This window comes from Psychrobacter sp. CAM01, assembly GCF_032842965.1.
Classification (GTDB): Bacteria; Pseudomonadota; Gammaproteobacteria; order Pseudomonadales; family Moraxellaceae; genus Psychrobacter; species Psychrobacter celer.
This window is the reverse complement of record NZ_JAWJBL010000008.1, coordinates 297974-320125: the sequence shown is the minus strand read 5'-3', so window position 1 is coordinate 320125 and position 22152 is coordinate 297974. Positions and strand designations below refer to the sequence as shown.

At 46.9% G+C, this 22152-nt stretch carries 20 protein-coding genes; 13 read left to right on the top strand and 7 right to left on the bottom strand.

Going from position 1 to position 22152, the window contains the following annotated elements; all coding sequences use genetic code 11:
- Window positions 1–36: 36 nt before the first annotated feature.
- The 4 genes from hutH to R0I52_RS05030 all read left to right on the top strand — a co-directional run bounded on the left by hutH (window position 37) and on the right by R0I52_RS05030 (window position 5472).
- The gene (gene hutH / locus R0I52_RS05045; RefSeq protein WP_317053430.1) at window positions 37–1599 is read left to right on the top strand and encodes a histidine ammonia-lyase; all 1563 of its coding nucleotides are present in this window, start codon (window positions 37–39) and stop codon (window positions 1597–1599) included.
- Between the two features lie 192 nt (window positions 1600–1791).
- Complete coding sequence (hutG, locus tag R0I52_RS05040; RefSeq protein WP_317053429.1) at window positions 1792–2871, top strand: formimidoylglutamase; 1080 nt, start codon at window positions 1792–1794, stop codon at window positions 2869–2871.
- 290 nt (window positions 2872–3161) lie between these two features.
- Window positions 3162–4514, top strand: a complete 1353-nt coding sequence (hutI, locus tag R0I52_RS05035) for an imidazolonepropionase (protein WP_317053428.1) — start codon at window positions 3162–3164, stop codon at window positions 4512–4514.
- Between the two features lie 181 nt (window positions 4515–4695).
- Window positions 4696–5472: a hypothetical protein gene (locus R0I52_RS05030; protein ID WP_317053427.1), complete on the top strand. Its 777-nt coding sequence runs from the start codon at window positions 4696–4698 to the stop codon at window positions 5470–5472.
- Window positions 5473–5556: 84 nt separating this feature from the next.
- On the opposite strand, the gene R0I52_RS05025 is transcribed toward R0I52_RS05030, so the two are convergent.
- The 5 genes from R0I52_RS05025 to gdhA form a co-directional block, all read right to left on the bottom strand.
- Entirely contained in the window at window positions 5557–6528 is a 972-nt protein-coding gene (locus R0I52_RS05025) for a glycosyltransferase (RefSeq protein WP_317053426.1), read from the bottom strand.
- Window positions 6529–6570: 42 nt separating this feature from the next.
- Window positions 6571–7776 carry a hypothetical protein gene (locus tag R0I52_RS05020; protein WP_317053425.1) on the bottom strand — a complete coding sequence of 402 codons (1206 nt, stop codon included), beginning with the start codon at window positions 7774–7776 and terminating at the stop codon, window positions 6571–6573.
- A 239-nt stretch (window positions 7777–8015) separates the two neighbouring features.
- On the bottom strand, window positions 8016–9293 hold the full coding sequence (locus R0I52_RS05015) for a glycosyltransferase (RefSeq protein WP_317053424.1): 1278 nt from the start codon (window positions 9291–9293) through the stop codon (window positions 8016–8018).
- 30 nt (window positions 9294–9323) lie between these two features.
- Window positions 9324–11306, bottom strand: coding sequence for a glycosyltransferase family 2 protein (locus tag R0I52_RS05010; protein WP_317053423.1), 1983 nt, complete (start codon window positions 11304–11306; stop codon window positions 9324–9326).
- Window positions 11307–11659: 353 nt separating this feature from the next.
- The gene (gene gdhA, locus R0I52_RS05005; RefSeq protein WP_317053422.1) at window positions 11660–13006 is read right to left on the bottom strand and encodes an NADP-specific glutamate dehydrogenase; all 1347 of its coding nucleotides are present in this window, start codon (window positions 13004–13006) and stop codon (window positions 11660–11662) included.
- A gap of 646 nt (window positions 13007–13652) precedes the next feature.
- On the opposite strand from gdhA, the gene R0I52_RS05000 reads away from it, so the two are divergent.
- From R0I52_RS05000 to R0I52_RS04970, 7 genes are all read left to right on the top strand, one after another.
- The gene (locus R0I52_RS05000) at window positions 13653–14015 is read left to right on the top strand and encodes a roadblock/LC7 domain-containing protein (protein ID WP_105243989.1); all 363 of its coding nucleotides are present in this window, start codon (window positions 13653–13655) and stop codon (window positions 14013–14015) included.
- Window positions 14016–14089: 74 nt separating this feature from the next.
- Window positions 14090–14584: a PAS domain-containing protein gene (locus R0I52_RS04995; protein ID WP_317053421.1), complete on the top strand. Its 495-nt coding sequence runs from the start codon at window positions 14090–14092 to the stop codon at window positions 14582–14584.
- Between the two features lie 3 nt (window positions 14585–14587).
- Window positions 14588–15337 carry a PhnD/SsuA/transferrin family substrate-binding protein gene (locus R0I52_RS04990; RefSeq protein ID WP_317053420.1) on the top strand — a complete coding sequence of 250 codons (750 nt, stop codon included), beginning with the start codon at window positions 14588–14590 and terminating at the stop codon, window positions 15335–15337.
- A 164-nt stretch (window positions 15338–15501) separates the two neighbouring features.
- The gene (locus R0I52_RS04985) at window positions 15502–16125 is read left to right on the top strand and encodes a hypothetical protein (protein WP_317053419.1); all 624 of its coding nucleotides are present in this window, start codon (window positions 15502–15504) and stop codon (window positions 16123–16125) included.
- Window positions 16126–16166: 41 nt separating this feature from the next.
- On the top strand, window positions 16167–16781 hold the full coding sequence (locus tag R0I52_RS04980) for a hypothetical protein (protein WP_317053418.1): 615 nt from the start codon (window positions 16167–16169) through the stop codon (window positions 16779–16781).
- Window positions 16782–17340: 559 nt separating this feature from the next.
- Entirely contained in the window at window positions 17341–17994 is a 654-nt protein-coding gene (locus R0I52_RS04975; RefSeq protein WP_317053417.1) for a DsbA family oxidoreductase, read from the top strand.
- 31 nt (window positions 17995–18025) lie between these two features.
- Window positions 18026–18721, top strand: a complete 696-nt coding sequence (locus R0I52_RS04970; RefSeq protein WP_317053416.1) for a haloacid dehalogenase type II — start codon at window positions 18026–18028, stop codon at window positions 18719–18721.
- Between the two features lie 88 nt (window positions 18722–18809).
- On the opposite strand, the gene R0I52_RS04965 is transcribed toward R0I52_RS04970, so the two are convergent.
- The gene (locus tag R0I52_RS04965) at window positions 18810–19940 is read right to left on the bottom strand and encodes an S-(hydroxymethyl)glutathione dehydrogenase/class III alcohol dehydrogenase (RefSeq protein WP_317053415.1); all 1131 of its coding nucleotides are present in this window, start codon (window positions 19938–19940) and stop codon (window positions 18810–18812) included.
- 200 nt (window positions 19941–20140) lie between these two features.
- Between R0I52_RS04965 and R0I52_RS04960 the strand changes: the two genes are divergently transcribed.
- Both R0I52_RS04960 and R0I52_RS04955 read left to right on the top strand, forming a co-directional pair.
- Window positions 20141–21055 (top strand): LysR family transcriptional regulator, encoded by a 915-nt coding sequence (locus R0I52_RS04960; RefSeq protein ID WP_317053414.1) that lies wholly within the window; start codon window positions 20141–20143, stop codon window positions 21053–21055.
- Between the two features lie 165 nt (window positions 21056–21220).
- On the top strand, window positions 21221–21739 hold the full coding sequence (locus R0I52_RS04955; RefSeq protein ID WP_317053413.1) for a DUF302 domain-containing protein: 519 nt from the start codon (window positions 21221–21223) through the stop codon (window positions 21737–21739).
- A 119-nt stretch (window positions 21740–21858) separates the two neighbouring features.
- Here the strand turns inward: R0I52_RS04955 and R0I52_RS04950 are convergent, their stop codons facing one another.
- A complete protein-coding gene (locus R0I52_RS04950) occupies window positions 21859–22146 on the bottom strand; it encodes a DUF4031 domain-containing protein (protein WP_317053412.1) in 288 nt (95 codons plus the stop codon).
- Window positions 22147–22152: the final 6 nt, after the last annotated feature.

Genomic DNA, 22152 nt, shown 5'->3' with positions numbered 1-22152 from the left:
TATTATTCATATTGTTTTTAACTTTAGGACTCTCCTATGACCGCTATCAAAACTCTGACTCTCCATCCACGTAAGCTAAGCTTTGAGATGCTACGTGATATCTATAATCACCCTGTCCACCTCACCTTACCCGCCAGCGCTTATGAGGCAATCGATGCCTCACATGAAGATGTACGTACCATCATCGCCCGTGATAAGAGCGCTTATGGTATCAATACTGGTTTTGGCCTATTAGCCAAGACTCGTATCAGCGACGACCAGCTTGAATTGCTTCAACGCAACCTGATCATCTCACACTCAGTCGGTACGGGTGAGGCGCTACCGGATAACGTGGTCAGGCTAATCATGGTGATGAAAGTAGCCAGCCTTGCTCAAGGCGTCTCTGGCGTTCGCCGCGAGGTCGTCGATAGTTTACTTGGCTTAATTAATCATCAAATTACGCCAAACATTCCGGCCAAAGGTTCTGTTGGTGCTTCTGGCGACTTAGCGCCTTTATCGCATATGACGCTGGCAATGATGGGCGAAGGCGACGTCTACGTTGACGGCAAAAAAATGCCTGCCGCTGAGGCATTAACGCAGCATGGTCTTGAGCCCATCACCCTAGCAGCCAAGGAAGGCCTTGCCCTTATCAACGGTACACAAGTCTCAACAGCACTGGCATTACGTGGTTATTTTTTAGCACGAGATTTACTTGAAACAGCAACCATCGTCGGCTCTATGTCTATTGATGCCGCCAAAGGCTCGGATGCGCCATTTGATGCGCGTATTCATGAAGTGCGTGGTCACCATGGTCAGATAGAGATCGCCAAAGCCCACCGTCAACTAATTAAAGGCAGTGCTATTCGTGCTTCGCACAATGACGAGCAAGATGATCGAGTACAGGATCCGTATTGCTTACGCTGCCAGCCACAAGTGATGGGCGCTTGCCTTGATATCATCAACCAAGCAGGCAAAACGTTATTAATTGAATCTAATGCGGTGACGGATAATCCGCTTATTTTTAACAATGAAGATGGCCCTGTTGCTATCTCAGGGGGTAACTTCCATGCCGAGCCAGTGGCCTTTGCCGCAGATATGCTCGCTTTAGCAATCGCTGAGATTGGCTCTATGTCTGAGCGCCGTGTGGCACTATTGATTGATGCAACCTTATCAGGTGGCTTACCGCCATTTTTGGTGGAAAATGCGGGGGTAAACTCCGGCTTTATGATCGCTCACGTGACGGCAGCAGCGCTGGCTTCAGAAAACAAGTCCATGGCTCACCCAGGCAGTGTCGATAGCATCCCAACCTCTGCCAACCAAGAAGACCATGTGTCGATGGCCACCTATAGCGCCCGCCGCCTATATGAGATGGCGCAAAATACCGCTACCATCGTTGGCATTGAGCTATTGGCTGCTGGTCAAGGGATTGACTTCCACCGTAACCTTGCTACTTCCGAAGCATTACAGGCCGCCCACCAAAAGTTGCGTGAGCAAGTGACTTTTTATGACAAAGATCGCTACCTAGCCCCTGATATCGAAGCGGCAAAACAGCTGGTATTAAATGGCGCACTGACAAAGCATTGGCAGGCACTGCGTAGTGACTGGTACGAGTCTAAATAAATAGCATCCTTTTATAGTAAGTGCTAAACAAAAAGAGTACAGCTTTTATGGCGTGCTACTGGGATGGATTTTATGCAGCCTCTGGAGTGACGAAGTCACACAGCAAGCAAAGAAAATTTATACCAGTCGCACTGTACTTATTTTATAGCGGCTCAAATATACACAAGCAATACGGATTAAAGGAAATCAGCGATGAGCCTATCAATGCCTGACACAGCCGTTAGCCACAGCACTGCTGATATGAGCCGCTGGACTGGACGTGCAGAGCCGTTTGAGTCTGCACGCGCCCGCTACTGGTATCAGATAGCGCAGCCTTATGCCTTTGATAGCAGTAGTCAACAAAACAACCAGCAAAACGGCCAGCGCATTGGGCTGGTCGGCTTCGCTTGTGACCAAGGTGTCAGACGCAATCAAGGACGCGTGGGAGCCAGAGCAGCGCCGCCTTTGATTCGTCAAGTATTTGCGGCGTTGCCCGTCATCGCTGAGCTGCAACAACGCTTTGATGGGCAACTATCAACGCTACTGGGTGATGCTGGTGACATACATTGTCATGATAATGATGACTTTGCCGAGCGCACCCTCGAGCAAGCTCAATTAACCTACGCTGATAAAGTCAGTCACATTATCCAGCAAGGCGGGCTACCCATTGGAATTGGTGGCGGTCATGCCATCGCTTATGGCAGCTTTTTAGGATTATGGCAGGCGCTACAGCAGACAGATGCTACCAGTAACAACAATGCGCCGCCGCGTATTGGCATTATTAACTTTGATGCGCATCTGGACATTCGTCAGTCTGATGTCGCCACCTCTGGCACGCCCTTTCGCCAAATTGCCGAGCACCTTGAGGCGCAAGATCAGCCATTTCACTATTGCTGTATCGGCGTCAGTCGATTTTCTAACACTGCCGCACTCTTTGACCGTGCTGAGCAGTTAGGCGTGCATATTATCAGCGACGAAGATTGCGCCAATAAAAAATGGAAAAAACTTGCGGCGCAAATAGAGAAATTTATCAATGACGTTGATGTCATCTATTTAACCATTGACATGGATTGCTTGCCAGCGAGCGTGGTACCGGGCGTCAGTGCACCCGCTGCTTATGGCATTAACTTGGCATTCGTTGAGCGCGCGGTCAAATGTATCATGGCATCAGGCAAAGTAAAAATGGCTGATATCGCCGAGATTAATCCGACCTTTGATATTGATGCACGCAGCTGTAAAGTCGCCGCTCGCCTCTTAGCCACTATTATCGAGCAGCATTTACTTTTAGTATAAATAAATCGATATAGAATCAAAATGTGGTTGCTATTGATATAAGTGACTGGGATAAATTTTTCGAAGCCTTTGTCTCGCTTGCGCACAACAAGCGAGCAAAATTTATACCAGTCACGCTATAACATTTTTAAAATAAACCAACCATACAAGGTTACTGAAGTAAATTTTGCACACCCTCTGTCAGCAGCACCACAGCAAGAAGCGTTTTTACCAACGACACACTGTCTATTTTAAAATAAACGGACGATGGATGGCTGCACTAAATCTATACTAATAAGCAGGAGCTCACCATGACTCATACAATAAATCCTACAGATCAAATGCATATAAACGACTCCATCCTGACTTCATTTGATCACCTCATTATCAATGCCAATCTTGCCACCTTTTCAGCGCAATACGGCTTTGATATTTACAGTGAAAATCAAAGCGCCAATCAAAGCGCCAATCAAAGCAATGATCAAAACAAAAGCACCCCTTATGGTCAATTAGAAAACGCTGCTATCGGTATCAAAGACGGCAAAATCGCATGGGTTGGTACGCATGAGCAAATCAAACCGCATCTAACTCATTATAAAAGCGATCAAATCAAAGACGTACATGGCAACTGGATCACGCCCGGACTTATCGATTGCCATACCCATATCGTGTATGGCGGCAATCGCAGCAACGAGTTCGAAGCACGCTTGCAAGGTGCCAGTTATCAAGATATCGCCGCGCAAGGTGGCGGCATCGTCTCGACAGTGAGCGCTACTCGTACAGCAAGTGAGGAAGAATTATTTACCCAAAGTGAAAAACGTCTGCTCGCCCTCTTGCGCGAGGGCGTGACCAGTATCGAGATCAAATCAGGCTATGGGCTGGACTTAGACACTGAGCGTAAAATGCTAAAAGTCGCTCGTGCGCTCGGCGACAAACACCACATTCATGTTAGCACCACGTATTTGGCCGCCCATGCGCTACCGCCTGAGTATAAAGACCGTGCCGATGACTATATTGAGCAAGTTTGCCAGTGGTTGCCCATCTTACATAGCGAGGGCTTAATCGATGCGGTCGATGGTTTTTGTGAAAACATCGCCTTTAGTAGTGAGCAAATTAAGCGCGTCTTTGATGTTGCTCGCTCATTAGACTTGCCTGTGAAGCTACATTCTGAGCAGCTCTCAAACATAGGTGCCAGCGCTTTGGTAGCAGAATACCAAGGGCTATCAAGCGACCATCTTGAGCACTTAGCAGAAGACGATATTAAAAAAATGGCCGCAAGCAAAACGGTAGCCGTGCTATTACCGGGGGCTTTTTATACGCTGCGTGATACCAAGTTGCCACCGATTGAAAAGTTGCGCAAACATCAGGTGCCGATGGCTATCTCAACCGATTGCAACCCCGGTACCTCGCCGCTCACCTCGCTGTTATTGGCGATGAATATGGGCTGTACCTTATTTTATCTCACTACGGAAGAAGTATTGGCAGGGGCGACCGTGCATGCAGCGCAAGCATTAGGCCTCGCCAAAAAAGGCAAGATAGAAGTGGGCTGTGATGCTGACTTGGTATTATGGGACATCGCCCGCCCTGCTGACCTTGCTTATCAAATGGGATTAAACCCTATCGCAGGTATTATGGTACAAGGCAGATGGCGTGAAGCGGTATAACAAACCCCTATAAAAGCCTATTCATAACAAAAAATCTGGCAATACCTTATTGCCAGATTTTTTCTATTTTCAAAACTCAAACAAGCCTGAGTACCTTCTTCTTTATACTGTAATGAGCACATGAGAAAAATCTCACTCACCGTCTATACCTTTATACCTTAATTACATTGGTATGCCAGATATGCTTGATCAATCACTACCAAACATCAGTAGCAGCCATCTTGCTGCAGAAGCATTTGCCGCTCTACCGCCTATCACGCAGGCGCAGTTAATACGAAGCCAGCGTGTGATATTTATCGCCAATAATCCGTCGATAGACACAGCAAGCTTAGAGACGCTATTGCAGCCTACTGATATGTTGGTGTTATTTAATGACTTTATTCATGCAGATTTCTTTGCCCATCATCCGCTCGCCAAAGATTTACCAAAGCTGCTATTTTTTAGACAAATCGGTGACAGTAAGCTGCATTTTGGCCTACCACCGCGTAGCAATAATGTGACAGCGATGCTCGATATGACCAAGCAAGCACCGCTTGGCATCTTGTTTGGGAATACTGCCTATCAGTTTCCCATGCCATGCGATGATCCAAACCCTGCTGATGATCCTATAACGGCTAACCGAGTGCTAGAGATTCCAGAACCGCTTGAGAAACTATTACGCAGCGATGAGTATTGCCGCATGTTGTCAGAGCAGCATAAAGTAGTGGCGGATTATCCTATCTTTGCAGATATCCATTCGTCGGCGCCGACGTCAGGGTTTTTATTATACCGGTTACTCTTATCTGCACGCCTGCATATTCAGCAAAAACAGAAAGCTAAGACGCCGCTATCGATCATCATGTTAGGTTTTAATAATGATGATAAGACCGCGCATTTTTGGGAAGGACATAACTGGGCGTTTGAGCGGCAAGCGCTTGCAACGCCGCCTACAGGGGTGGAGATTATTCGTCAGTATTAGTTGCTCATCAAAATTCACTATTCATTGATACTAACTGCTCATTGATACTAATGATGCATCGGTATTAGCAGAACTAAGAACCGTCTACACATAAGGCGCATCTGGACAATGTGCGGCGTCAATCTCAGCGCTACTTGGTTGCCGAAGAATCTCAATGGGCACTGTCTGCGCCTCTTGCCAGTCAATCAAACCTAGCTGCACAAACTCTACCAGCCAGCCTGCCATCGGCCAGTGTTGCCACTTGTCATAAAAGCGATTGGCATTGATGACTATGCTATCGAGATGATTGAGTGGCGGGCGGTAGACGCTATGCTGTTGATGGTAAACCACGTCATTGGTCAGATAAAAATCAATGTCTAAAGCACGTGCCATAAAAGCAAAATCGGTGTCTTCAGCGCCGTAGCCGACATAACCGGTATCAAAGCCGCCAATCCGCTCAAACTGATGACGCATTATGGCAAAGCATAGACTCCAAAATGAGCCATAATCTTGCGTTTTTTTAATATTAGCATCGACATTGTCATTGCGATGTTGGGTAAAGTTATCACGATAAGGGTTAAATACCGATAGCTTGTCCAAGGCGGCGGCCAATTTACCTTGCTGTAGCTGACTACCCTCATCATCCGTCAAAGGGCGCGTTAAATAACGTGGCTGGCCCATCAGTAGCGCATCAGGATACGTTTGCAATTTATCATATAGCCCGTCGATAAAGTCATAGGCGACGATACAATCCACATCCAAGAAAATCATAGCCTCATAACTAGCACATGCAGCGCCAAGATTACGGTTACGACCGATATCAAACGAGGCGCTACTCGTCAATCCATGCTCAGTCGCTGTAGTCGTTGCTATCTTAATAATATTTAAATCGTAATCTGCCAGACGTTCAGCCTCGGCGTCATCATTAACGATAACCACCTCGCGCGGCCTGACGCTGCCCTGCGCCAGACTAGCAAGTAGATTGTAAAGATGTCGATTGCGCCCATAGCAAGTCGTTATTACACTCACGGGAATGGTGTTATGTGCGGCGTCTTGAGCTCTGGTTGTCGTTGTCATGGAAATATTTGCTCTTATTATTATAAATTTCTTTGTTATTTCTTATTTTTTGGGTTTTAAGTCCAACTGCGGCAATAGCCAATCTTGAAACCAATCTTTTACAGAAATATAGTTAGCAATGCTATTCATAAAACGTTTCGCCGCCAAATTGGCTTGCCTATCTGTCAAAGCAGTCTGCTCATGGTCAATTGACTTATTATTTATGGAGAGAGAAGACAATAGGTTCTGAGTATCCATACTAGAGGCTGTGGCGATAAACTGTGGCCAACTAAGCGCACGACCTTGTTCGATTAATGCTTCTGCCATCACTTCTTGCTCACGGTGCGGGCGCACATCAGGCAATACAATAAGCGGCGTGGCATAATCATAGGCCTGCGCAATTGCGTTCAAGCCACACGCCATCAATAGCAGATGACTATAGGCGATAAATGGCGTCACATCATCGACGTGGGCGGCAATATCGACACAATGCCGTACTTCATCATTGATAGGACCAAGAGAGACAACTATAGCGTTTGGTAGTATTTGGCGTAGCTTTGGCAACTTGGCATCAATCGCTTCGTGCCCGCCATAGCCTTTAATCACAGTAACGATAGAAGACTTATCGACACTGGCGACCAGTTGTTTATGAATAGCATCATCATGGGTCAATGTCATAAGCTCGTCCATAAACTCACAAAAGCTAGGCAAACCTTGGGCGTTACTTGGTAAAAAATCAAGATACAGCGTTTTTCGTCGTACCCAGTCCGGCGTGGCTGCCGCCTCTAATGCTTTAGGATAAGGGGCTAATAATCCAAGCGCGCCCGCAAAGGCGTTTAAGTGCGGCGCATCATCACGCTCGCCTGCCAGCCGTACATAGAGATAAGGCACACTAGCGGTACGGCATAGCATAGCCACTTCGGCGCTCACATCAATAATCATCAGGTCAATCTGGCGCTGATGTATCTCATCAAGCAGCTGCCAACTGCGTCTCTGAATGTCTTTGTTGCCTACTGGCGAGTAGTGCAAACAGCTTGGCTGCCAATACTCGCCTGCTCGCCCCGCTAGCACATCATCTGGTCGCTCATCCTCAGCGTCTAAACGTACGATGTGCTCATCATTTATACTGCTAAAGCGATAACCATCGGCAGGTAAGCTGGTAAACACCGTCATTTGCGAACGCAGCTCTGGTGGTAGTAAGGCGGTCAGTTTGTCTGCTTGCCGGCAGTGCCCCGAGCCGTGATGATGAGCATAGTAGCCGATACGCATGGTAAATAGTTCCTAACAAATTAAGCCAGTCATTGATATTCACTACATAAAGAAAAAGGAAAGAATGCTAGGGCGTGTCTTCAATTCACTCGATAGTTATCTAAATGGGCTAAAAATGGCCAAATTTTGCCAAACATCGTCAAATAGCTGGTCAATATCCCGATATTAACGGCGCTATTTTCCTTGTTTGACCGCAATTTATCTCATTTTTATCACCATTTTTGAAATAAAGACACGCCCTAGACAAACGCCTCTTGGATGCTATCGCTGTCATCAACCGCTACTGCCTGCTCATATAAACGCAGATAACCATCGACCATTGCAGCGACTGAACAAAACTGCTCAGCGCGAGCACGACAGGCTGCTCGTGAAATATGCTGAATGTCAGCAAACGCTTGTATAAATGCCTTTTTATCCTTTTTGGGTACGATAATACCTGTCTGATGCGTGATAATCTCAGCACTGGCACCGACATCGAAGCCAATCACAGGTGTACCGCAAGCGAGGCTCTCAGCGAGCGTCAGACCATAAGGCTCATCCCAAGTACTGGTAAATAGCATGGCGGTCGATTGGCTTAACTGCTCGTTGATTTGATCCTTACTTAAATGTCCAACATAATCAAATAACGGCGCAGCGCTCGCTCTATCGGCTTCTAATAACGGTGCCACATAGTCATCGAAGTATTCCTCATTACTTTTGGGTCCTGCAATAATCAGGCGCTTGCCTGCCGCTTTGCAGTAGTCCATCGCTAAATGCGTGCCCTTTTCAGGACAGATGCGCCCGTACCAAAAATACACTTCATCAGCAATTGGGTTTGTATTGGCATTAAATGAGTGGACATCGATGCCGTTATAGACCACATGCGAGGGCACAAACTCAGCAAACAACTGCTGCTGATGACCACTGATCGCTGTAAATTGAGTTTGAGTGCCTTGCCGTAGCGTCAGTAGTGCCAGACGCAGCTGCGGAAAAATCGGCGTATGAAACGTGGTAAAAAACCGCGCGCCAAACGCCTGCCCCATCATCATCGGCACATGGTGCAAGCTATGATTGTGTACCACATCTATCATTCCTTGCTCATCACGGCTGATGATATCGCGCAGCGCCTGCTGATAGACCAGATACTGATACAGCTCCTCGCGGCTCATCTCTACTGACTCATGCTCATCGGCATAAACTGTTTTTTCAAACTCATCACGGGTCATAAAGGGTACTAGTGTGGCATGGGTTTGACTGTCCGCATGAGCGTAGAGCAGCACCTGATGACCTTGCGCCACCAACTCATCACAGATCAGCTGAGTGATCATCTCAAGACCACCTGCATAAGGCTGGGCAATGGGATATAACGAGTGAGCGATGATGGCAATACGTCGTGGTTTTCTTTCTTTAACGTTTGCCCCATCGGTTGTCTCACACGCCGCCGGTGACTCAGGCAAGTCGTATATTTTATCCATAACGATATTAGGGGTTTTAGCTTTTATATGACTATTTGGGTTGGTTTTGATAGAAGTCAGCATACGTCATCCATTTATTATTTTATTATTCAGCTATATATTTTTTATTGGATCGGTGTTATTTGGGCGCTTATTTTTAGTAATATTATCTCTAGCGGTATTTTTATTTTTAGCGATATTATTTTTAATCACACAGCTTTGGTTTACAGTGTTATTGATCTCGTCATACGTATCATGCTCATCAGCATAGCGGTCATCCACCTCAGGTGGATACCCATAATTATCAAAAGCCACTTTTGCTGACCATAGCTTGAGGACAGTGACCACAAGCGCACTGACAAATAACAAAGGCGAATACAGCGCTGATAGCGGTGAGGTCACGGCTAAGGTAATGACATTAAGTATGAGTAGCCGTTTTGGTAAGGCACAAACATTGGCCTGCCATACGCTGCGGCGGCTACTAATCTCCGCCTGTTTGGGCGTACACACAAATGGCTTGTCGCGGCCCCACAGCACAGGCCACCATGACAAAGCGCCGATTTCCCAAAAGTTTAGGTGTAGTGCCCACGCTCGTCGCTTATTGGTAAAGGTTGGCGTAACGTGCTGAGCTACCTGCTGATTAAGCGGTGAGCGGTCTTGCGCATAGGCCCACAGCCGTCGCAACAAAAACACGCCGTAAGCGGCATAAACCACATATAAGGGCGTAAGCAGCATTGCCATATCCACCTGTGCGCCTATTACCAGTGCCGTCAGCACGATAAGCAGCGTACAGACATGCAGCACGATAAAAATCCCCGTGAAATTAATCCAGGCACTCAGCTGCGAAAAATGAGCACGCATATACTGCAAACGCTCGCCCATCGTCTGGCTTACATTTGTATTTGCGCTGCTATCAGCGGTTAGAGATGACGGCGTAACAAAGTAACAGTTGAGCACCTGTACATTGCCATATACCCAGCGCTGCCGCTGAGCGATCAGATCACACAGCGTGGTGGGCAATATACCGGTAGCAATCACCTTGGGTATAAAACGACTGTGCAGACCCATACGATGGAGCAGCACCCCCATCTGCGCATCTTCAGTAATGGAAGCTCCTGACCAGCCGCCTAAACCCACCAAAGCATCTCGGCGTATCACCGCGTAAGTACCGGTAGATAACGCCCGCTGACGGTTAAAAGAGCGATATAGATGATGGTTAAAATAATGATTTAATTCGCTATGGACATCCGCTTTATCTGCATCACGATAAAACTGCGGAAATTGCAATAGAGCATGCTCAGGATATTCCTTGATAGCGCTGATGATGGCATCACGAGCATGTGGCAATGCTTGATAATCACTATCGACCACCACCACATGACTGGCGCTAGGGTCCATCAGCCCCAGTGCCAAATTGAGCGCACCTGACTTAAACCCTGCCACCGCATCGATATGATAAAAATGCACGTTGAGATGCGGCTCCAAGCCATGACAAAAATCTGCCAAAGGCTCATAAAGCTCACGCTGAGTATGGTTGTTATCTATGATTAATATCTCATCGTCGGCCGCTTTGATGGCTAGCAACGATTTGATGGTCGCAATTACCATTGCCGCAGGCTCAGCACGGGTCATCAACTGAAAGCTCAAGCGTATCGGCTGCGCGCCCACTGCATGAGTCGTTGCCTGATTGATAGTACCGACCGCATCGCCTGCTAGACACCCCACCCGCTCAAGTTTGCCGACAGGTTTTATACCATTTTTTGTATCATTTTCTATATTCCTTCGGATATTTTGGCGGTAGGGTTTTAGGCGATCATTGCTACGTAGATGGTTGGTTACTTGCTCGCTTACATGATTATTTATATGGTTATTTAATACAGGGTACTTATACCAGCTGGTCTGCGCGCGTTTAGAGGTTGATAGATAAGAGCCAAAGGCATGCGCCGCTCGATTACTAATAGCCTCACTGCCATTATTGTTATAATCTTGACCACCGCTGTAAGCAAACCGCTCCGCATTTGGTTTATCCTGTATCATTGGATATAAACCTGATACACCTGAGTGGCCATCAGGATAGACCTCCTTATTGACTGTCATGATTCATCCTTTGATAAACATATCGTCATTGTCAGCGGCATCGTATGCTCGTGACATGAATGATTGATGATATAACTCCGTGCGATAAACACTGAGATAATTGATGATAGTCAAAAAGATCGACGATGATTATTTATAAACTGTCTAAAAAAACAGATTAATGTAACTTCAAGTAAAAAATGTAAAAACTTTTATAAATTAATACCTTATAATCTAGAAATCTTTAGCTGGCGTCTATTGCCTCGGGCTTACAATCAGTCTTTGCGCTCATAAATATTTTATACAAACAAAAAAATACCGCGCTTATATATGATAAGCGCGGTATTTGACAGTGTCTCAGCAGCGAGAAGGCGTTAGTTTAAGATACCATAAGCGCACAGTGCGTCCGCCACCCGCTTAAAGCCAACGATATTGGCCCCTGCCATATAGTCGATATAGCCGTTGTCCGTTTGACCATAGTTTGCTGACGCTTCAGCCGAGCAGTCATGGATGTTTTTCATGATGCACTTTAGGCGCTCATCTATTTCTTCAAAGGTTTTGTATTGACGTACCGAGTTTTGTGACATCTCAAGACCTGAGACCGCCACGCCGCCTGCGTTTGCTGCCTTACCTGGCGCATAATGCACACGGTGCAAGCGGATATGATCGACTGCCTCTGCCGTCAGTGGCATATTCGCGCCTTCGACGATATATCTGATGCCGTTTTCGACCATATGTTTGGCATCGTCTTCGTTGACTTCATTTTGTGTGGCTGATGGAATGGCGATATCACCTTTGATATGCCAAGGTTTTTGCTGCGCGAACCACTCCCCTCCATAGACATCGACATAATCGCACAGTGGCTTGCTCTGGGCTTTTTGCGCTTTTAGCCAATCGATTTTTTCTTGATTTAGACCGTTTGCGTCATAGAGCGTCCCTTGTGAGTCAGAGACCGTCAGGACTGTCGCACCTAGCATGCAGGCTTTTTCGGCGGCATGGAGCGAGACGTTGCCTGCCCCTGACACCAGTACTTTTTTGCCTTCGATACTCTCGTTTTGAGCAGCGAGCATGTTTTCTAAGAAGTACACCGCACCGTAGCCTGTCGCTTCTGTACGCATCAAGCTACCACCGAATCCCACCCCCTTACCTGTCAACACGCCACCGTATTCACGCGTTAAGTTTTTGTACATGGCAAACATATAGCTGACTTCACGGCCGCCGACACCGATATCACCAGCTGGCACATCGATGTCTTTATTGACATAGTGGTGCAGCTCACGCATAAACGCATAGCAAAAGCGGCGAATTTCGCTGTCTGTTTTACCTTTAGGATCAAAATCAGCGCCCCCCTTACCGCCGCCCATCGGCAGACCCGTCAAAGCGTTTTTGAAAATTTGCTCAAAGCCCAAAAACTTAAGCACTGATTGGTTGACGGTTGGATGAAACCGTACGCCGCCTTTGTAAGGACCAAGCGCGTTGCTGAACTGGACACGCCAGCCGCGGTTGACTTGTACTTCACCTTTATCGTTTTCCCAGTTGACGCGAAAGCAGATAATACGATCCGGCTCAACCAAGCGCTCAAATATCTTCATTTTTTGAAATTCAGGATGGGCGTCGTATAAAGGCGCGATAGTCAGTGCCACTTCTTTTACGGCTTGGACAAATTCAGGTTGATGGGCGTAACGCGCTTCGACTTTTTCGATGGCCTGACTGATACTCATATAGGTTCCTTAGGGTAAAAATGGTGGACGTGTTTATTTACATCGATGTCGCGTCGTATGGCAACAAACGAAGGGGATTATGGACATTGATGTAAGACTACAATCGCCCCTATACACTGCGGTATATAGAAGCTTGCGGGAGTAGAAAAGCGGGATAATGTGACACCTGAACAAGACGCTCAGTAGCAATGACCGTTTCTATCCTATAACTATATATCATTTTTTTAGGGTATAAGTCTAGTGAATATCACCATCATGAAAAGTTATGGTCAACGTTTTTTGTATAAATTATTCGTTTATCTAGCCGCTGCGTAAGTTGCTAGGTATTGAAAGCATGAAGTAAAACGCTAGGCAAATTAGGCAAAAATTGATACAGGACTACTGCTGATTGCAAGTGGCTGAACAAAATAGAGAGAATAAAGCTTTGCTGCCGACCTTAGTTTGGCCAGAAATTAAAAACAACAGATAAAAGGTTAATAATGGCAACTAGACGGTCAAAAATTAGTAAAACCTAGCCATTTGTTTGCTGTAACATATATCAATATAAGTAGTAAGGGTTTATAATGACCGGCTTTCGCTTCAGCCCTTTTTTAGGGTCGCTGATAGTGATCCCATTCATTCAATAACCCGTCATAGAGAAAGTGATATGCGTACAGATTCGTTCCAGCAAATCTTAGAAGACTTAAACAGCTCATCTGCCGATGTCGAAGCATCTGCCCTAATTTCTAACGATGGTCTGATGATTGCATCAGCCCTACCATCAGGCGTTGATGAAGACCGTGTTGGCGCTATGTCAGCTGCTTTATTGTCGTTGGGTGACCGTGCAGGTCGCGAGCTGGCGCGCGGTAGCATCGATCGTATTATGATCCAAGGCGAAAAAGGCTATGTCATCATGACCTCATCAGGCGATGAAGCGGTATTGACTATCATGGCCAAGCCAAATGCCAAGCTCGGTTTGATCTTTTTGGACATCAAACGCGCCTCAGAAGCCCTAGCAAAACTTATTTAATCAATCATTGTTTGCCAGTCAATCATGACGAATACAATGATAGATAAATACAACAATAAATAAAGGAGATTACTATGGGTTCTCCAATCCCTGATGCACCAAAGCCGGATATGCCAGCTGAGCAGATGACGCTGACTTACTATGACGGCTCCTCTCGCACCATTTATGATACGGGTGTTGAGCGCCCTTATCCTGATGGTAAGCTTATCGTCTCGCGTACCGACTTAGACGGTATCCTAACCCACGTCAACGATGCTTTTGTCGAGATTAGTGGTTACACCAAAGACGAGCTACTTGGCCAGCCGCAGTCTATCCTGCGCCATCCTGATATGCCAAAAGCGGCTTATCAAGACTTGTGGGACACAGCAAAAGCTGGAAAGAAGTGGCATGGCTATGTCAAAAACCTATGTAAAGACGGCAGTCACTACTGGGTCTATGCTACGGTGGTGCCAAACGTGCGCCGCGGTGAAACTGTGGGCTATACCTCAGTACGCCGCAAGCCATCACGTAGCAAAATCGCAGCCATGCAGGCGCAGTACGCTGATATGAAACAAAATGAGGAAGGGTAAATCATGACGACACACAATATGTTAATCGCCCCTGATTTTTCGCCTGAGCGTTTTGCAGGTTGGCATATGTTTAACACCTTGATTCAAAAGCGTGCCAACTTAAACATGCACCTAAATACGCCAGCCTCACACGCAGAGCAACAACAAGTCATCACGGCTGAGGACATTCAAGTCATCTATGCCAACCCTTTTGATGCGGCAGCTTTGATCCGTGAACAAGGCTACAAAGCGGTCGCACGCCCTATCGGCAAATCTGACGAAATGGTCATCGCCGCTGGTGCCAATAGCGACATCAATGCCTTAGAAGATATCAAAGCTGGTGCTACCATTGCGATGGCAAACAACCGCGATGTCAAGCTGATCGGTTTGCGCCTGCTTGAGGCTGTCGATATAGAAGAATCTGACCTGAGCTGGGATGTCACCGAAACTTATCAGGCTGCGGCGCGTAAAGTCATCAAAGGCGAGGCGCAGGCAGCGTTCTTTTTGGCAGAGGTATTTCACGGTTTTTCTCGTCTGACCAAAGCTCAGCTATCGGTGCTGATCGAAAGTGATTTGGCTGATATCAGTCATGTACTGCTGATCAAAGACGACTTCCCAGATACCGATATCTTTATGAATGCCATACTCAACCTTCACAACGATCCAGACGGTCAAGAAGCATTGGCCGAGCTTGGTATGCCGCAAGGGTTTGAGGCCATGGATGAAGAAGACGCCGAGTTTATGATTGATTTGATGGAAACCTTGCTTGATTAGTCGTTACTTGCTATCTTGCTTTGGCTAATTTTATTTTTTCATGGTCGGTGACAACCGTCATCGCCGTGATTATTGGGTCATGTCCATACAACGCAACACCATAGGCGCAGCCGCTATCAAGGCAAGAATAACCGCAACGAAGATGTGACCTAAAGGATCCTATTATGTCTGATGTAGATCTGAGCAAAGAAGCCGAGACCGAGGCGCGCCGTGCGTTTCGCTTTTACTCACGCAAAGTGTTTTTGGCACCTGCCAATCGTCACTTTCATGAGCAGCGTATCAACGCTGCCTTACTGTTGAGCGAAAAAGAGCCGCTACAGGGCGCGGTGGCAGATTTTTTTTATGGCTGCTGGTACGATATTCCTTACGATGTCAATAATCTATTTACCCGTATTAAAGACCGTCTGTACCCTCATGTTGCACAAGGCTTTCGCGACTGCATCGACAAAAAACGCTACATCCAGCGCAACAGTATGCTGGCGACGCGTTGGAGTGTATTGATATCGCCGTCGCTCAATGAGCAAAAACAGCGACTGCGCATCAGTAGCGACGATGCCAAAGAAATCTCCAAAGACATCACCGCCGAGCTGATGCAAGCACGTGCCGAGGAGGACTGGGGCACGATTGAACAAATCGAAAACGAGTTTTTTGCCCACTGTATCGCCCGCAATGACCGTCTGGCTTTTTCTTTGGTTTGGTTTCGCTTAGGCAAAAGCGACTGGCACTTTGATGAGCGCTGGAACAACTGCCAACAACGTCTTGACCAAACCAAAACCATTAAAACTTAACTTATCGCCTATTTTATAATTTCATCACAATGGTAGCCGCTATGTCCTCTTACTTAAATGCTGATAAAACCTATCTTACCCTAACCCCAGCCGGTATTTTTGAGGCATTTTCCCAAAGCGAACCTACAGAGGAGCAGCTATCGTTACAAGACCTACTCTCTTATGAGCAAACTCTACTCGCCGCTGATTGGCTAGAGCGCTACTCTGAGACGTGGTTACAGCGCTTTATAGAGGCCGGCTGGATCGAAAAGTTGTCCCTGTTTTTGCCCGCGCCCAACTTACCATTGGATCAGTTTTTGCCTTATGTCGTCGCTAGCCTATCTGGTAAGCGCCGTGCCGCTATCGGCTCTGATGAGGGTTTTTGTCTGGCGCGCATCGGCTATAGCCAAGAAGAAGCGGATATGTTGAGTGTGGCGGCAGCTGACTTTTCAGGCTTTATGCTGCGCCAAAAACAACGCGGCTGGGCAGTAGAAAGCCAAGCAATTTCGTTTTTTCAGCAGGTTGACTTGTTGATTCCTGAGACCAGTTTTGTGTTTTTGTGGATTGATGGCTCAGGATATGTGCTGATCATCGATGGCGAGCCACTCACCAATAGCCGCGCTTTTGTAGAGCTGGTGTGGGCACTCAAAACCTCTGGGCTCCGATTTTTAAATTAAGCATCTGTGGCGTACTTGCTCATAACTCGTGACGGTCATGACTTTTATAAAAATAGACATAGATATAAAAATAGACATGGCTGACATACCATATTTTCATTGAAGACACGCACCACACCTTTATGTCTGCATTTATAGCAGACAACTCGGTGTGGTGCGCGCTCCTTTTATCCACAACGCCCTTCTTTATCTTTATACCATACCGCCGTACTTCTATATAAGCAACGAAATAACTAACAGCAGCTGCTGATTGCATGACCCACCACTTATATTCACCAGCTCCCTACACACTACGTCACGGCATAAAAAACCCAGCCTCTGAACGTGGCGCTTCTTGCCAAACCTTGCACTCTTGCTTATTTTTTAGGACAGTTTATGACTCCGCTGACGACTGTGCGCGTGCGTTATCAATCTAAAAAATAAACTAAAGTTTATTTATTAATAGTGATTGCAATCTCAATATCATTCTTCTAGCATGGATTGATAGATAGCAATTGAGCATGAACCTCAAATAATCTTAAATAATATCAGGCATATAAATAATATTAGGCAGATAGATATGAAAAATACCAACAATCCCCTACGTATCGACATCGTCTCAGACGTGGTGTGCCCTTGGTGCGTCGTTGGCTACCGCCAATTGGCCGCGGCGCTCGAGCAAAGCAATACAGACCATGAGATACATTGGCACCCTTTTGAATTAAACCCCAAAATGCCAAAAGAAGGACAAAATATGCGTGAGCATATCATGGAAAAGTACAGCTCAAGTAAGGCAGAATCAGATGCCAGCCGCGCCAGAATAACAGAGGCGGGAGATGAGGTCGGCTTTCAGTTTCACTTCAACGACGACACATGGATGCATAATACCTTTAATGCGCACCAGCTCTTGCACTGGGCCGAAAAACAAGGCCACAGACATGAGTTAAAACAAGCGCTTTTTGCAGCGCACTTCACGAACAACCGCAATATATCGGATAATGCGGTACTGGCCGATATCGCAACAGAGGTCGGCTTAGATCGAAACGAGGCACTGGCGGTCTTAGCAGACCAGCGGTTTGCTCGAGAGATACGCGCAGAAGAGCAGCACTGGCAGCAGCAAGGCATTCAAAGTGTGCCAGCGATGATTTTTAATGAGCGCCATTTGGTAAGCGGCGCGCAAGGGGTAGACAATTATCTCAATATCTTAGGGCAATTGGCCAATATGCCCGACTAAACCCTACGCACTGTCGATGAAAGGATATCTTATGCACGCTCATCTAACACCTTCGGTTATCGTCTTTGATGTCAACGAGACGCTACTCGACATAACCACTTTAGCGCCGTTATTTGCCCATCTATTCGGTGACGAAAACATGCTAAGAGAATGGTTTGCCCAGCTGGTGCTATACTCGCAAGCCATGACGTTATCAGGGCTGTATACGCCTTTTGGTGCGCTGGGTATCGGTGCATTACAGATGAGCGCTGATATCCACCAAATCACGCTGACAGAGGACGATATCGATGAGTTTAAAGCGCGTATGAGCAACATGCCTGCGCATTCTGACGCTGTCCCAGCATTGACCAAACTACGTGGGGCAGGGTTTCGTCTGGTGACACTGACCAACTCAGCACCCAGCGCCGCCCCTACGCCACTAGACAAGGCAGGATTGAGCGTATTTTTTGAGCAGTCTTTTAGTGTTGAGCAGGCCGCAAAGTTCAAGCCGGCGCCTGAGACCTATGAGCTAGTCGCTAATGAGCTGGCTGTCCAGACGTCAGATTTATGCCTAGTCGCCTGTCATCTTTGGGATACCATCGGCGCGCAAGCTGCTGGCTGCCAAGGGGCGTTTCTCAAACGTCCTTATAATGCCTTGTTATCTGCCCCCAATGTGCCAACACCGGACTTTATGGCCACAGACTTGATCGCGCTTGCAGAGCAAATCATTCATCGCGCGCAAGGCTAATCGCTATGGTTTGTCTTGAGCATAAAAAAATACCGCTCCATAATAGGCGCGGTATTTTCAGCTTATCGTTTGCCGCTTAACTTAATGTTTACTCAGAAAAGTGCACCACCGAACGAATGCTCTCACCTTTATGCATCAAATCAAAGGCATCGTTGATGTCTTCTAACGGCATGGTGTGAGTGATAAATTCTTGTAGCGGAATCTCACCTGCTAGGTAGCGCTCAACGTAGCCTGGCAACTCGCTGCGGCCTTTGACCCCGCCAAAGGCTGAACCTTTCCAAACACGGCCTGTCACCAGCTGGAATGGACGGGTTGAAATCTCTTGCCCTGCGCCTGCGACCCCGATGATGACCGACTCGCCCCAGCCTTTGTGGCAGCACTCTAGCGCTGAGCGCATGACGTCGACGTTCCCGATACATTCAAACGAATAATCCACGCCGCCGTCAGTCAATTCGACGATAACATCCTGAATAGGCTTGTCATAATTTTTTGGGTTGATGCAATCTGTCGCACCAAGTTTTTTGGCCAGCTCAAACTTACTCTCGTTGATATCGATAGCGATGATACGGCTGGCTTTGGCCATTTGCGCGCCGATGATAGCCGACAGTCCGATACCGCCCAGCCCAAAGATAGCAACCGTTGCGCCCTCTTCGACTTTGGCAGTATTCATTACAGCGCCCATGCCCGTGGTCACGCCGCAGCCCAGCAAGCACACTTCTTCTAATGGCGCTTCTTTATTGACTTTTGCCAATGAAATCTCTGGCAACACCGTGTATTCAGAAAACGTCGAGCAGCCCATATAATGGTAAATCGGCTCACCATCTTTATAAAAGCGCGTGGTGCCATCTGGCATCAGACCTTTACCTTGGGTTTCGCGTACTGCCGAGCATAGGTTGGTTTTACCTGAACGACACATTTTACAGACGCCGCATTCTGCGGTGTACAACGGAATGACATGATCGCCGACTTCTACGCTGGTCACACCTTCGCCGACTTGCTCGACGATACCGCCACCTTCGTGACCCAAAATTGCTGGAAACACGCCTTCTGGATCTTCACCAGATAGCGTAAAGGCATCGGTATGGCAAACGCCGCTGGCGACGATTTTTACCAGCACTTCGCCTTTTTTGGGCAGCATCACATCGACTTCTTCGATAGATAGCGGCTCATTTGGCCCCCACGCGATGGCGGCTTTGGACTTAATAAAATTATCTGACATAGTATTCTCTCTTTTTATCATAAATAAGTAATGGCATGAATCACGCTCAGACCAATTTAGCTTATAGCGCTTACACCATAGAGGCAAGCACTAGTTTGACTCGTCTGTAGGCATTGACTTTATACTGTCCATTATAGTTGTTTCTGCTGTGATAACAATGTGTTATATTTGCAAATATCTTTTTCACAGTGGTAATAATCATGCGCTGGGATGGTATTAGTGAGTTTGTCTATGTGGCTGAATACGAGAGCTTTACCCGAGCGGCAAAGGAGCTGGGCATCTCCACCGCGCAGGTCAGTCGGCAGATCAGCGCGTTAGAAAAACGCCTGAATATTAAATTGCTCTATCGTACAACGCGGAAGGTGTCGCTCACAGAAGAAGGGCGGGTGTTTTATCAGCATTGCCGCGGCGTGCTCGATGGCTTAGATGCCGCCGAGCAAGCGGTGAGTAACTTACAATCAAAACCCCAAGGCAGAATCAAACTCACTGCCCCTGTCACCTATGGCGAGCAGCAACTATTGCCTCTGGTCAATGACTTTATGGTGCAATACCGCGATATCGAAGTGACGGCCTTTTTGAGCAATCAAAAAATAGATTTAATAGAGGGTGGTTATGATTTAGCGGTGCGTATTGGCAAATTAAGCGACTCAACCATGATGGCAAAAAAACTCAGTCGCCGTACCAACTTTGTCTGCGCTGCCCCTGCTTACCTCAAAAAATATGGTACGCCGCACACGCTGGCCGATCTGCACAAACATAACTGCCTGCTTGGCACACGTGATTATTGGCACTTTATCGAAAACGATAAACACGCTAACAAGGCAGTGGGTCAGCAAGCGCACAAACCAACGGACACAGAAAAAAACCTACGCGTCTCAGGCAGCGTGCAATACAACAGCGGCCACAGCCTAGTAGATGCAGCATTAAAGGGTCTGGGTATCGTGCAGCTGCCTGATTATTATGTGCAGCAATATCTGGCCTCAGGAGCGCTGGTCAGCGTACTGGATAACTATAGAGAGCCTGAAGAAAGCATTTGGGCGGTTTATCCGCACAATCGTCATTTATCGCCAAAGATTCGCTTGCTGGTGGATTATCTGGCAGCACGTCTGGCATAGTTGGCGCTCTTATATCATCGCTGATGAGATCCATTTGCCACGCGCGCCTTTACTATGCATGGTTTATTACGCACAATGCTCTAAAGCATCACGCTCTGATACACAAAGCGTACTGATATAGCCAACCATGGTTTACCAAACAACCACCATAAAAAAGGACTTTTTATGTTTAAAATAATTGCTATCACTGCCTGCGCATTGGCGATTTCGTCTTGCGCCAGTGTTAAAAATATCGTAAACGCGCCTGACACGATGCCGCCAACACCCAAAACCACGCCTGCTATCAATGCCCCAAAAGGCTTGGTAACCATGCCAAGCCCGCACTCAGTACAAGACACTGCCGATAAGCTGGTCGCCATTATCGAAAGTAAAGGCATGAAAATATTCGCCCGCGTCGATCATCAAAAAAACGCGCAAGGTGCCGACTTAACCTTAAGACCGACGCAAGTGATCATGTTTGGCAATCCAAAAGTCGGTACGCCATTGATGAATTGTGAGCAAAGCGTCGCTATTGACTTGCCACAAAAAATCCTCATCAGTGAAGACGCGGCGCAAAAAGTCTGGCTGTCGTATAACCATCCAACATACCTAAAAGAGCGTCATCATCTAACAGGCTGTGATACCCAGCTCACCAATATCGCAAAAGCCCTTAATGGTATCAGTAAAGCCGCTACTGCACAGTAGTGCCAAACCCACAATACAATTGGTAGCGTCAAACGCGCTACTGGTAAACGTATAAGCAAATAAAAAGGTGGGCTGTAAACGCATAACCCACCTTTTTCATGTTTTAGAAAATCAACTTATTAGGAGTTCTCAGATTGTGCGATTTGCTCATGTAATTCTATTTTTAGCTTCTTTGCACATTCAATAATCTTTTTTCGATTGGCAGGTATGGCACCATATTCAATCGCCGTTTTGCGCATTTGTACTGTCACATCATAATGCGGATAGCTGGCGTCTCGGTGAAACAACCGCGTATCTATCTCAATCAAGGCGGCAAACTCATGGAGCTCTTGCAGGCTATCTGCCAGCATGTGGCACCATTTATAGCCTTTATATTCTATCTGCATAAAATCGACGTATATCGCCATCGCCCT